This window comes from Psychrobacter proteolyticus (genome assembly GCF_003350005.1).
In the GTDB taxonomy this organism is placed as follows: domain Bacteria; phylum Pseudomonadota; class Gammaproteobacteria; order Pseudomonadales; family Moraxellaceae; genus Psychrobacter; species Psychrobacter proteolyticus.
Genome location: NZ_QLKS01000001.1, coordinates 82,848 through 96,141, shown reverse-complemented (window position 1 = coordinate 96,141; position 13,294 = coordinate 82,848). Strand labels below are relative to the sequence as shown.

8 protein-coding genes are annotated in these 13,294 nt (G+C 42.9%); 3 read left to right on the top strand and 5 right to left on the bottom strand.

What is annotated here, in order from left to right:
• Window positions 1–46: 46 nt before the first annotated feature.
• The 5 genes from cobA to DXK30_RS00375 form a co-directional block, all read right to left on the bottom strand.
• Window positions 47–979 (bottom strand): uroporphyrinogen-III C-methyltransferase, encoded by a 933-nt coding sequence (gene cobA, locus DXK30_RS00395; RefSeq protein ID WP_114699979.1) that lies wholly within the window; start codon window positions 977–979, stop codon window positions 47–49.
• A gap of 138 nt (window positions 980–1,117) precedes the next feature.
• Complete coding sequence (locus DXK30_RS00390) at window positions 1,118–4,345, bottom strand: nitrate reductase (protein WP_114699978.1); 3,228 nt, start codon at window positions 4,343–4,345, stop codon at window positions 1,118–1,120.
• Window positions 4,342–5,754: an NAD(P)/FAD-dependent oxidoreductase gene (locus DXK30_RS00385; protein WP_114699977.1), complete on the bottom strand. Its 1,413-nt coding sequence runs from the start codon at window positions 5,752–5,754 to the stop codon at window positions 4,342–4,344. The genes DXK30_RS00390 and DXK30_RS00385 overlap by 4 nt, the downstream gene beginning before the upstream one ends.
• 81 nt (window positions 5,755–5,835) lie before the next feature.
• The gene (locus DXK30_RS00380) at window positions 5,836–7,914 is read right to left on the bottom strand and encodes a bifunctional protein-serine/threonine kinase/phosphatase (RefSeq protein WP_227670745.1); all 2,079 of its coding nucleotides are present in this window, start codon (window positions 7,912–7,914) and stop codon (window positions 5,836–5,838) included.
• 3 nt (window positions 7,915–7,917) lie between these two features.
• The gene (locus tag DXK30_RS00375) at window positions 7,918–9,420 is read right to left on the bottom strand and encodes a NarK family nitrate/nitrite MFS transporter (protein ID WP_114699976.1); all 1,503 of its coding nucleotides are present in this window, start codon (window positions 9,418–9,420) and stop codon (window positions 7,918–7,920) included.
• 607 nt (window positions 9,421–10,027) lie between these two features.
• Between DXK30_RS00375 and nirB the strand changes: the two genes are divergently transcribed.
• From nirB to pqqA, 3 genes are all read left to right on the top strand, one after another.
• Entirely contained in the window at window positions 10,028–12,613 is a 2,586-nt protein-coding gene (gene nirB, locus DXK30_RS00370; protein WP_114699975.1) for a nitrite reductase large subunit NirB, read from the top strand.
• A gap of 93 nt (window positions 12,614–12,706) precedes the next feature.
• Window positions 12,707–13,057 carry a nitrite reductase small subunit NirD gene (nirD, locus tag DXK30_RS00365; RefSeq protein WP_114699974.1) on the top strand — a complete coding sequence of 117 codons (351 nt, stop codon included), beginning with the start codon at window positions 12,707–12,709 and terminating at the stop codon, window positions 13,055–13,057.
• 115 nt (window positions 13,058–13,172) lie between these two features.
• A complete protein-coding gene (gene pqqA / locus DXK30_RS00360) occupies window positions 13,173–13,247 on the top strand; it encodes a pyrroloquinoline quinone precursor peptide PqqA (RefSeq protein WP_082894360.1) in 75 nt (24 codons plus the stop codon).
• Window positions 13,248–13,294 lie beyond the last annotated feature (47 nt).

The following is a 13,294-nucleotide window of genomic DNA, read 5'->3' as shown; positions in this document are numbered from 1 at the left end:
TTAGTACCGATTAAACCCTTGTAAGCCTTGTGCTGTGAGGGTTTTGCTATATAGCATTTTCTAAATCGCGCATTAAGATTTTACTAGTGGCAAATTCATCAACGTCAATTAATACATTTTCGCCTAAAACACCGAGATTGTAGCTTGCAAACTCATGGTATAAAGTGACCACATTACCCATTATCAATAGCGCAGGTGTTGGTAGTTTTGCGACAGCTTGTTGATTAGCAATACTGCCAAGCGTACCGATGAGTAGCTGCTGAGTAGGTAAACTAGCATGACTAATTACCGCAAAAGGAGTATTACTGTCGCGGCCTGCTGCTATCAATCCCTGGGTCATCTCATATAAACGATTCAACCCCATATAGAAGACTACTGTCTGCTTGCTATCCAAATGCTCGTAATAGTCATTATTAGGTGCGCCTGACTTTTTGCATGCCGTTACAAACTTTACGGACTGCGCATAATCACGATGTGTCAACGGTATACCCGCTCTGCTTGCAGCAGCACTAGCAGCGGTGATACCGGGAATAGATTCAAAACGAATGCCATGACGCACAACTTCTTGCAACTCTTCACCGCCTCTTCCAAAAATAAAGGGGTCGCCACCTTTAAGTCTAACGACTGTTTTACCTGCCAGCGCATGTTTGACTAGCAGCTCATTAATACCTTCTTGTGGTATAGCATGATTGGCACGGCGCTTACCGACAAATACTTTCTCTGCTGTCAGCGCGCACATATCCAGAATATCCTCCGAGACCAAGCTGTCATAAAGCACGACATCTGCTTTTTGCATTATGCGCAATGCTTTTAAAGTTAGCAGTTCAGGATCACCAGAACCTGCACCAACTAAATGAACAGTTCCCATTTTTACATTTTTTTCTATACCTAACGGCTTGTCTTTCACCCTAAAATTACAGCTTTTATTAGATAAATTATTTGAAGTTATTGTGATAATAGAGCTAGATGAATCAGTCATGATGGTAACTCCTAATAACACTGTTAATAACGCGCAACCTTGCACCTAACAATGGCATACATAAGAAAAAAAAGAGCGTACAAAATACAGTGCAAGCCTTATGCCATATCAGCAACCAAGGCTGATTTTAGTGGGTTTTTAAGGTGCATACTCTTCGATCAATGCATTGATGTGACTCACACATGAGCCGCAGTTAGTGCCTGCTCGGCACGCTTTGCCGACGGCATATGCGCTCGTACACTGCTGCTTAGTAATCGTATCAATAATAATATGCTCTCCAACTGCCATGCATGAACATACTAATGAGCCTGGATCAACATAACCTGTGGCTGGACGACCTGCTAATAACCATTTATAGCGCTGATTTGCTGGTATAGAATCGGTACTGTCGAAACAACTATTGAGCCAATGAATGCTAGGTAGCTGCGTAACTTGTGGTGCAAAATAAACGGTTATTAGCAACTGCTCGCTTGACGTGGCAGTTCCTGAAGTGTCTAGCGATATAACCTCTATCGCTTCACTACTCACCTCTGATTGGGTCGAAATGAAACGAAGTTGCTTGCCCTGTTTACTGACAGTAAATGCATTATTAATTGATTTATTTGATAGAGATATTTGATAGGTGTCGATAAACTGATGCCAATAATCCGGATCAAGCAACTGATTAACGACACTCTCTATTGGGCTGGCAATGGTAATCAATACGCTATTAGCTTGACGGCTTAGACTCCATGTCAATGCGGGCAATGAGTCTGATATTTCAGAAGCTGCATTTGTATCAGAGGAAGATGTCAGCGTACCTTTATCCTCAGATTCTTTCTCAAAGCTCAATAAGGTCTCGCGCAGATGCACTGTAATGGTGTCTTGTAGATCGGGATGCACCAAAATCTTGCCATAAATTTTCATCGGCACAGGCATCACGCTGATTGCGGAATTTTTTAATTCAGGTTGTCCTGAATGTGGGTCAACGACCGTTGGAATAAGCGTGCCTACACGTGCAAAACTAGCGAATGCGTTACTCCAATGCATTGGCATAAAGGCATCGCCCACACTTATACCATCGCTGATAGCAACTTGCGCTAGCACCTGCTCGTCTGCATTTGTGTTGATAGCTACCATGCTATGTGGCTGGCTCTGTGTTGGTAAGCCTTGCTCATAGCAAGGGCGTAGCTGCACATAGTCGTCTTTGACGATACCGAGTTTCTTGGCATCAATGGGATGGACTGTCAGCGTCGGCACAGATTCGTGTTGGTTGAGCTGCGATGCAAGTCCTGTGCGGGTCATCGTATGCCATTGATCACGAAGTCTCCCTGTAATAAGTCGTAGATCTACCGCCCCTGAGTGATCCTGATGCAACGTATGACTGCCATTGTTTTTTTGACTATCCACGCTTTTCGATCTCAATCGTTGCGGATGCCTATTGGGTAAGCTGCCGTGACTGGGAGGCGTAATGGCAATAAATTTTGTTTTGCTGGGTGTAATACGTGCGCCGCCCCACTGAAATGGGGTCATGACATCGTATGCGTCACGGCTGAAAGAAACTACGTCTTTATTTTTCTGCTCAAGATGGTCTGGCTTTGACTTTATCAGTTCTAGCGACCCTACTGGCTCTAGCGAAAGATCTTTTGCTAAATTGAGATAGCGCGGTTGATTACTCTCTGACAAAGCTTGGCTAGCATCATTTCTATAAGCAGTTAGAGCGACATGCTCATAAAATATCTCACTAGGATTTTGGTAATCAAAACCTATTAACCCCATACGTTTAGCGACTTGCGATAGTATCCACCAGTCAGGCTTTGCTTGCCCAAGCGCAGGCATTAAAGCCCGTTGACGCGAGATGCGGCGCTCCGAATTGGTTACTGTGCCTAATTTCTCCCCCCAACCTTGTGCTGGCAAAACAATATCTGCACACTTAACCGTGTCGCTATCGACGGAGCAGTCAGATACAATCACCAAATCACAGGCAGCCAGTGCGCGGCGAAACTTATCGGCTTCAGGCAAGCTAACGACAGGGTTGGTTGCCATAATCCAAATGGCTTTGATACGCCCGTTTAATATAGCATCAGCAGCCTCACAAGCTTTTACTCCAACCTCCGCAGCAATTGGCTGTGGTGCTTGCCAAAAATCAGCCACCAATTGACGATGCTGCTCATTATCTAAATCTAAATGTGCAGCAAGCAAGTTAGATAATGCACCAACTTCGCGACCGCCCATGGCGTTTGGCTGACCTGTGAGTGAAAATGGACTAGCACCTACTTTGCCCACTCGTCCTGTAAACAAATGAGTGTTAATAATAGCATTGACCTTATCCGTGCCGCTCCTAGATTGGTTTACGCCCATACTGAATGCAGTTACTGTTTTGTCATTAGCAACGACTAGCTCATAAAACTGCCGTACGAGGTCAACACTGATATCACACACTTGAGCGACTTTATCAATCGTCCATGCTTTTGCGGCATCTAAGGCGGGCGTGACATCCTGGCACTGCTGAAGATAGTCCTTATCACCACAGCCTTTTTGCTCAAGATAATGCAGCAGTCCGTTATATAAGTGAGTATCGGTGCCAACAGCAATGGGTAAATGCAAATCAGCGAATTCACAAGAATCAGTACGACGCGGATCAATCACTATCAGTTTTTTATTTGGTGTACTCTTCTTGGCCGATAAAAAACGTCCGAATAGAATGGGATGACACCATGCCATGTTGGATCCGACTAACACTAGTAAATCACAGCGCTCTAAATCTTCATAATTACCAGGGACCAAATCTGCACCGAAAGCACGCTTATGCCCTGCTACCGCTGATGACATGCATAGCCGTGAATTGGAATCAATATTATTATTACCAATAAAACCTTTAATGAATTTATTGGCAACGTAATAATCCTCAGTAAGCAATTGTCCTGATACATAGAACATAATGCTGTCACGCCCGTGTTCAGCAATAGTTTTGTTCAAACGATTTGCAATATCACCCAACACCATATCCCAATCTGTAGGCTCAGTGTTTGTAGGTTGCCCTTCTGTCATCGATAGCTGTTTATCTTGATAATAAGGCTGAGCTAATCTTCGCTCAGGACCCAATGTTTGTGCCAGTGCACTGCCTTTTGAGCAGAGTTTACCGAAATTCGCTGGATGATCAGGATCACCTGTCACACTAACTGCGCCTTTCTCATCAATGTTTGCTAGCACGCCGCAGCCAACACCGCAGTATGGACAAGTAGTGCGAATAGTATGAGTCGAATCTTCAGTATATGTAGTAATTCGAGAGGATGGTGACACATTAGAAGCATTGTTGGACAAATCATTAGGGCTGTTTGATTCTTGCTTGATGTCCTGCTCGTTCTTCAAGGCAGCTTTGCTCATGATGCCTCTCCTACTATGCTTGCAACACTTGGCAATGTTGATTCGCTATCAGTAACAGTTGTTTTTTCTGAATCGCAATATGCTTCGCCAAATATAAGGGTTTCCTTCATTGATGATATATCGCTGTTATCAGTGATAAGCTGACTATAGAAACCACCTTCGCTAACATCCCCATATAGCACAGTGCCGATAAGCTTATCGGCTTTGATATAGAGACAAAGATAATGATTTAAGCTCGTTTGCTTATATATAACGCTTTCTACCTGTTCTATCTCACTGTCATCAAAATCGATTTGACCTGCTGAAAAAGCAGCGATGCCAGATACTTTTAGCTTTAAAGACAGAGGCTTACTAATAAAGGGGTGCCAATTATTTTTGGTCTCCTTTATTAGTGAACTACTAATTGATACCCTCTTATCTTTTAGGACAGAAACTAAGGTATCAACCTGTTGATTGACAGGTGCCACCATACCGAACAGCTCACCGTCCAGCTCTATACATTCACCAATAGCATAGATATGAGGACAGCTAGTATGCATAAAATTATCCACGATGATACCTCGGTTGACATCTAGGCCACTGTCCTTGGCCAGTGTGATACTAGGTGTCACCCCTACTGCCATGACGATGAAATCTGCTGGCAAGGCGCGACCATTCTTTAACAACAAGCCGCTTACCTCGTATTGGTTATTGACCGTAATACATTCAGTGCTAGCTGAAACCTCCAATCCCACACCTCGACAGCTTAGCTCTTCTTGTAGGAGATGGGCGGCAGGCAAGTCAAGCTGTCGGTTAAGAACATAACTATCTACATGAACAACCGTCATATCTGCTCCTTGAGAAGCTAAAGCGCAAGCCGCCTCCAACCCTAGAACCCCGCCACCAATGACTAGGCCTTTTTTTCCTTGGCGTGCGTACTCTATCAACGCATTAACATCAGCAATCTCTCGAAATACATGAACGCCTTTAGCATCATAATTTGGAAAAGGAATGATTCGAGCATTTGACCCTGTAGCGAGAACCAGATCGGCATAAGCTAATGTCTGTCCATCACTCAACTCAATGGACTGCTGGTTGGTGTTTATGGCATCAACCGACGTTCCAGCTAATACAGTGATACCCAATTGCTCGTATTCTGATTGCTCATATAAATAGGTCTCTTCGAAAATCGACTCTCCTGACAGTACAGGCGATAGCATGATGCGGTTATAGCCGACTTGTGGCTCTTTACTAATAAGTGTGATGGGTAGGTGAGCCTGACTGCTTGCCAGTGTGTTGTGCTGCTGAGCACGGGCCAGCTCAATAGCGAAACGACTACCTGCCATACCAGCTCCTATGATGACGATGCCGGCAGTAGCACGGTGTTTAGATGATTGAGCATTAACTGGTTTTGGTAAATAAAGCGACATAAGAAGAGAGTCCCTTAGCCGCAACACGCAGCATTGAATGAAATGGCTTGTTGTATTACTTACTTGCTTTTTAAGAAGGCCTTATGAGAAATAGACCAGCAACAATATAATAGCGATGAATTGAATAAAGCAAATGCTGTGCCAAACCAGTAATGGATGACGTATGATAAGCGGCTCAGGATCGCTAATATTGTTACTATTATCAGGGTTAAAGTCTTGCAAGAACTCGCCAATCGCTTGATATCTAGCCTGAGTACTGGAATGTAGCGCACGCATCAAAGCTTGTTGGCTGGCAGTGGGTACTCGATTTTGACGTAATGGTTGGACAGGTACTACTAACGATTGAGGGGGTGTCATTAAAGCTTGCGAGCTAAATGGCAGCTCACCTGTAAGCAGCTCATAACCAATCACTGCGATAGAGAACAAGTCGGAATGCACTCCTTTTGGTGCATCGGTGTAATATTCTGGTGCAGCATAGTGCAAGTCACCATTAGGTGGTCGCATGTTATTTTTTAATATTGAGGAGCTAGCAGAACCAAAATCTATTAATTTCACTGCACCTGATTTAGTCAGTAGTATATTTTCAGGCTTGATATCTTGATGCAATAGGTAATTTCGATGCATCACTCGTACTGCCATACCAACCTTAGTGAGTAAGTCGTAGGTTTGCCAAATATCACAAGGTGCTTGACGATCTATAAAACTTCTAAGGCTCTCCCCTTCTATATATTCGGTTAGATGATATAAATAAGTGCTGCTTGCTGGTACTGGATAGTAGCGAAGCAATCCTGAGCTGTTGAATGCTGAGCCAACATTTTTGTAAACCCCCATACTTAAAGGCATGTCATTGTTTTGCGGGCTATTAGGATCCACTTGATTGTAAGCAGGCTCGCCAGCATGCCTATGCTTAGATAAGCTTAGACCTATTTTGCGTTCCTTTAAAAACTCACGTAAATAATGCCCATCAGCAATGGTATTAAGGCTTGGTGACTTTAGTACAAACGGATGATGGTTTTCATCCTCTACTAAATACACCTCACTTCGAGCAGTACGCGCTATAATTTTTCTGACAAGAAAATTATCAATCTTCGCACCTACCTCCAAACCAGTTGGCAATCGATAATGAGTGATATCCTGAGTATTGACACTTTCGCTATCCTCAAACTGCTCAAGATAAACAGAGCTGGCTGCTTCTCTGTGCACTTTAGTCTTAGTGGCTCGAGCATTCATACCAAGCATCACCATACTTAAATTATCGTGACTGCCTTCACTAAACGCTTGCTCACATAAGCGTTGACTAATATGAAGACTATTTGCTATCTGGTTACGAGTATCCATTGATTGGTGTATTACCTTTACTGCTGTACACAATTCAAACTGGAGTTCTGCTGCGGTAATAGACTCGTAGACGCCATCGGTCATTAGCGCCAGCCCCTCGTTTTGATGCAATGTAAACACTGATTGTTGTAACTCAAGATGAGTATCAGCGCCGACGGCGGCAGATAACGCCCCCTTGTCTCGTCCTTGATGAATATTATGGTCTTTGGTTGATAGAACCATATTATCTATGCCGATACGATAGATACGAGAGTCTCCCGTATGGAACAGATGAATACGGTCGCCTATGCAAAGCAGTCCTGATAGAGTAGACAACAGTGCAGGTACTCGCTGATAGTCTTGTGGAAAATAGAGTGCATCATTGGCTTTATGTACGGCTTCCTTAATCAATATTGCAACTTGATTATCATCAAAGCCATCAAAGTTACTCAATGCCTTTTTTGCGTGATCTTGCGTTTTAGCTAGTGATTGATCTTTAGATTCGGTCGACACCTCATCTCCATGCATCATATTTTCAAGTGCTAAAGTAATATGATGTGTAATGGTATTTATCACCAATTGGCTGGCTTGTTTAGGAAACTGACAAGCACTGACTCCATCAGCCATCAGCACCAATAAAGGTGCTTTAAAGGACGGATGATGGTTACTGATCGTTGATGGTGAAGATCCATAAGGTAAACACGTTGTCATTAGCAAACTATCTTGGTTTTCAGCCTTGCGCCCTGCCATCGTATGAAAATCAGCCCACCACAATGCTGTATCCACATTGTGATTAGCTTTTTGATTAACGTCTTTAGGAACCTGTTCGATGAGCTCATCCATAGTTTAGCTCACTTGTATTTGAGCAAAGCTGCCATCTGGCAACTCTTCGATGATGATACCTTCAGGCTCTTTTAATAAAAATAGTGCTAGGAAGCCCACCACTGCCGTTGCTGCTATTACAAAGAAAAACACCTGATATGACACTAGACTAAGTACGGTTAAATAAACAACCGAACCGACGTTACCATAGGCCCCTGTCATCCCTGCAAACTGCCCTGTCATACTACGCTTGATCAACGGAATCACGGCAAACACCGCACCTTCACCAGCTTGTACAAAGAAGGAGCAAAACATCGTAATTAATAGGGCAAGCGCAATGGGCCATGAAGAGTCAACGATACCCATTAATAAATAACCAACGGCCAAACCCGCGGTTAGAATCAAAAGTGTTATCTTACGACCAAATTTATCGCTTAACCAGCCGCCTCCTGGACGCGACATGAGATTCATAAAGGCATAGCTTGATGCCAGTACCCCTGCCATCACAATCGACAAACTAAAGGTCTCTTGATAGAAAAGTGGCAACATAGACACAACAGCCAACTCTGAGCCAAAAGTAGCAAAGTATAAAATATTTAAAATACCCACTTGCTTAAAATCATATTGATGCGCTTTTGGCACTGGCGTGGTAAACACTTCCTTATTAAAGCGATAACTACTCACAAATTCATAAATATATAAAACCACTAATCCGATGTAGACAATGTTGACACTAGCCTGACTGAGCAAGCTGACACCAGTAGGTGACAACTTCCAAGCCAACAATGATAATGCCAAATACATAGGCAGTTTAAATATCATCATCAACCAGAAGTCACCCGCTGACGTAACCATCATGGCACCAGATTTCTTGGGTTTAAAATATGTTGCACCCTTAGGCGTATCGCGCACCATTTTATAAAAAATAACACTATAGAGCATCATAACCACCCCTGAGGTAGCCGTTGCATAACGCCAACCTTCAGCACCACCAAATATGGCAGCGGCGGCAATAGCCACTGTCGGCAATAACAATGCTGCTGCCGCAGAACCAAAATTCCCCCATCCGCCATAAATACCTTCGGCGGTACCCAATTCACTGGCTGGGAACCAGTCACTCATTAAACGAATACCGACCACAAACCCCGCGCCAACGAAACCCAATAAAAAACGTGACAGCGCTAATGTGTTGTAATCTTGAGCAAATGCGAAGGTAAAACAAGGAATCGCTCCGATAGCCAAAATGGCAGTATAAACAAGGCGCGGACCAAATCGATCAGTTAACATCCCAATAATGACTCGAGCCGGGATAGTTAGGGCAACATTTAGTATCAATAAAGTTTTTATTTGGTCTTTAGTGAGGTTCAGTGTCTCTCCGATCGCGGATAAGAACGGCGCGTGATTAAACCATACGAAAAAAGTTAGAAAAAAAGCCATCCAACCAAGATGGAGGATTTTATTTTTACCTGTGAAAGATAAGATATTAAGCTTGTTTTTATTTGGCGCGGCAGGTTTCGATGAAGGCATAGACGATTTCCTTAAATGGCTAACGCTAAAGTTATGAGAACACGTTATGGGTCAAAAACTTATCAGTTAAGACAATTAAGATGGTGCAATGGCTGTGCCAGCTACGAATATAAAGTTGCTATCAATGTAAAACGGTATCTTCTTTTAGGATGGTTAAGCGTTATGTTAAATGGCTCTCAAGTCATCATAATCAAATAACATTATTTCAGTAAAGTCCAACAAAACTCACTATTCAACCGAGCAACTCATGCACCTTTAAAGTAATAATCAAGACTAATTTGGTGCATTGTTGTAACTATTTGGTGCGTTATAAATCCATTTTAGGTTTCAAAAAATGTTTACCAAGCAACTACTTACGTCTGTAGCGGCCCCATTAATAACGCTCACACGACCTTGTGAAGCAGTAAAATCCGCTATTTTTAAGCTATATAAAACAACGATAATTTAAGATCAGTAATAGTGTTTGGCACGATTATTGAGGGGTTTGTGATTGTAGGCATCTAAATATTTTTTATCTTTCGTTGAGCTAACTAAAAGGTTATTCATAATTTTTAAATAAAACATGAGACGAAAATATTTAGAAAAACCCATTACTGAGGATAGGCATATGAGTAGCACTATAGTGGATACGATGAATAAAGCTAAGTTAGTGGTGATTGGTAACGGTATGGTCGGGCATCATTTTGTGGAGCGAGCCATAGAGCAAGGCTTACACGAACAGTTTGAGATTCACGTATTTGCCGAAGAAGATCGCCCAGCTTATGATCGGGTATATTTATCGAGCTATTTTGAGCATAAAGATGTTAGTAAACTAAACTTAGTTGATTTAAGCACCTATGAAGCAGCTCAGATTCAACTACATCTCAATCAGCGAATTACAAACATCGATGCAGCCAATCAATGCATCAGCACTGAAGATGGTACACGGATAGACTATGGTGAACTGGTGCTAGCAACAGGTTCATATCCATTTGTACCACCCATTCCAGGACGTGAGCATCCGCACTGTCACGTATATCGCACTATTACTGATTTGGATGACATCCTTAGTATTGCTGAGCTACCAAAAGTAAAAAAAGGCGTAGTAGTAGGTGGTGGACTACTAGGGCTTGAAGCAGCAAAAGCACTGGTTACTTTAGGCTTAGAAACTTACGTTGTAGAGTTTGCGCCTCAACTGATGGGTGTACAGCTTGATGCTGCTGGTGGTGATATCTTGAAACGCAAAATTGAGGCCCTTGGTGTTAAGGTGCTCACTGGTAAAAACACCAAAGCCATTATCGATAATACTGCCTTCAGTGAAAATCAATGTCACCTAACCATGCAATTCACTGACGATACTTCGTTAGATACCGACATGATCGTCTTTAGTGCAGGTATTCGTCCGCAAGATGGGATTATCAAAAGCAACCCTAAATGTGGAATTGAAATCGGTACACGCGGCGGTATTTTGATTAATGAAGCCTGCCGTACCAATGCTCCGCATGTATACGCCATTGGTGAATGCGCCGTATGGGACGATAAAGTATTTGGCTTAGTCGCGCCAGGCTATAGCATGGCCAGTATCTGTGCTGCCCAAATCGCAGGTGATAAAGCTCAAACATTTACAGGTGCCGATATGAGTACCAAGCTCAAACTGATGGGCGTAGATGTCGGTAGTATCGGTGATGCCCACGGCACAACGGAAAACAGTTTGAGCTATTTATATCAAAACCCTGCTGAAGGCATCTATAAAAAACTAGTTACTACAGCTGACAATAAGCAGTTGCTTGGTGCCGTGTTGGTCGGTGACACTGAGGATTACAACAATCTATTACAGTTATTTCTAAACGCTATTGACCTGCCTGCCCACCCTGAAAGTCTGATACTACCCAACGTTGAAAAACCGAAAATGGGTATAGAAAACCTGCCTGATAGCGCAACCATTTGCTCTTGTTACAACGTCACCAAAGGTGCTATTTGTGCAGCCGTTGAAAACGGTGCCTATACCATGGCAGAGATAAAATCATGTACTAGTGCGGGTACAGGTTGTGGAGGCTGTGCGCCTATGGTGAAAGACACATTAGGCTACCAGCTAACCACACTGGGCTTTGAAGTAAATAATGATCTGTGTGAGCATTTTGCTTACTCACGTCAGGAGTTGTATAGCTTGATTCGAGTACAGGGTATCAAGACCTTTGATGCGTTGTTGGATGCGCACGGCAGTGGTCATGGCTGCGAGATTTGCAAACCAACCGTCGCCTCTATTTTAGCCTCATGCTGGAATGATTACGTACTAAAACCTGAACTCACCCCACTGCAAGACAGCAATGATTATTATCTAGGCAATATTCAAAAAGATGGCACCTATTCGGTAGTACCTCGCGTGCCTGGCGGTGAAATCACAGCAGATAAGCTTATCATACTTGGCCAAGTAGCCAAGGAGTTCAATCTATATACCAAAATCACTGGCGGTCAGCGTGTCGACTTATTTGGCGCACGTCTAGACCAACTACCCGATATTTGGACACAATTAGTAGATGCCGGATTTGAGACTGGTCATGCTTATGGTAAGTCTCTGCGTACGGTTAAATCTTGTGTGGGTAATAATTGGTGTCGCTACGGTGTCGATGACAGCGTTGGCTTAGCTCTCAGATTAGAAGACCGCTATAAAGGTGTGCGTTCACCCCATAAAATAAAAATGGGGGTATCCGGATGTACGCGCGAATGCGCTGAAGCACAAAGCAAAGACTTTGGGATTATTGCTACCGAGAATGGCTGGAATCTTTTTGTCTGTGGTAATGGTGGTATGACTCCGCGTCATGGCGAGCTATTCGCAACGGATCTCGATACGGATACGGTTGTCAAATATATCGACCGTATTATCATGTTTTATATCAAAACCGCAGACAAGCTTCAGCGCACCTCCAAATGGCGAGAGAGCCTTGAAGGGGGGCTTGAGTACTTACAAGCAGTCATTATTGAGGACAGCTTAGGTATCGTTGAGGAACTAGAATCACAGATGCAATTATTGATTGACAATTATGTTTGTGAATGGAAAGCCACCATCACTGATAGCGAAAAGCTCAAACGTTTCCGTCATTTTGTTAATAGTGAACAAGGCGATGATAATGTGGTATTTGTGACTGAGCGAGAGCAGATCCGTCCTGCAACCGATACTGAAAAGACTAAACTAAGAGTGACCGAACTGGCTTAATCGTAACGTGTCAGTATTTATCAAAACCCTATCTTAAAAGGTACTACTTTTCATTTTCAGTCTCTTTTATGCGTTACTTTCAAGGATCTTATAATGACTCAGCTAATCGTATGTAAAATTAATGACATCATTCCCGAAACGGGCGTCTGTGCACTAGTAAATGGAAAACAAGTGGCTATTTTTTGTACTAAACAAACACAGTTATTTGCGCTTGATAACTATGATCCGTTCAGTCAAGCCAATGTATTGTCTAGAGGTTTGATTGGCGGCACAACTATTGCCAATGAGGCCGGTTTCGACGAAACAGTGTTGTATGTCGCCTCTCCTATTTACAAGCAGCGCTTTAACCTTGTCACAGGTCAATGTTTAGATGACGAAAATATCGTACTCAACACTTATAAAGTTGAGCTTGACGGAAATGATGTGATTGTAATATATAACTAACTATGTATGTTGTTAACATCTAAGAAATTGACAGCAAGGGTCAGCTTATACTACCATTGATAATTGCTTTCATTCATCTCAACGATGATCCCATAATAACTTTTGGAGTAATCCCATGCAGTGGACCAAACCAGCTTTTCAAGACATTCGTATCGGTTTCGAAGTGACTATGTATTTCGAAGCACGCTAAAACTCATTAGCACTCAATCCATTAAAAGCCCTAGATGATTAGGGCTT

Bases quoted from the DNA above. Each gene is read 5' to 3' on its own strand.
- cobA (WP_114699979.1), bottom strand. From the start codon at position 979: ATGACTGATTCATCTAGCTCTATTATCACAATAACTTCAAATAATTTA.
- nirB (WP_114699975.1), top strand. From the start codon at position 10,028: ATGAGTAGCACTATAGTGGATACGATGAATAAAGCTAAGTTAGTGGTG.
- DXK30_RS00390 (WP_114699978.1), bottom strand. From the start codon at position 4,345: ATGAGCAAAGCTGCCTTGAAGAACGAGCAGGACATCAAGCAAGAATCA.
- DXK30_RS00375 (WP_114699976.1), bottom strand. From the start codon at position 9,420: ATGCCTTCATCGAAACCTGCCGCGCCAAATAAAAACAAGCTTAATATC.
- nirD (WP_114699974.1), top strand. From the start codon at position 12,707: ATGACTCAGCTAATCGTATGTAAAATTAATGACATCATTCCCGAAACG.
- DXK30_RS00380 (WP_227670745.1), bottom strand. From the start codon at position 7,914: ATGGATGAGCTCATCGAACAGGTTCCTAAAGACGTTAATCAAAAAGCT.
- DXK30_RS00385 (WP_114699977.1), bottom strand. From the start codon at position 5,754: ATGTCGCTTTATTTACCAAAACCAGTTAATGCTCAATCATCTAAACAC.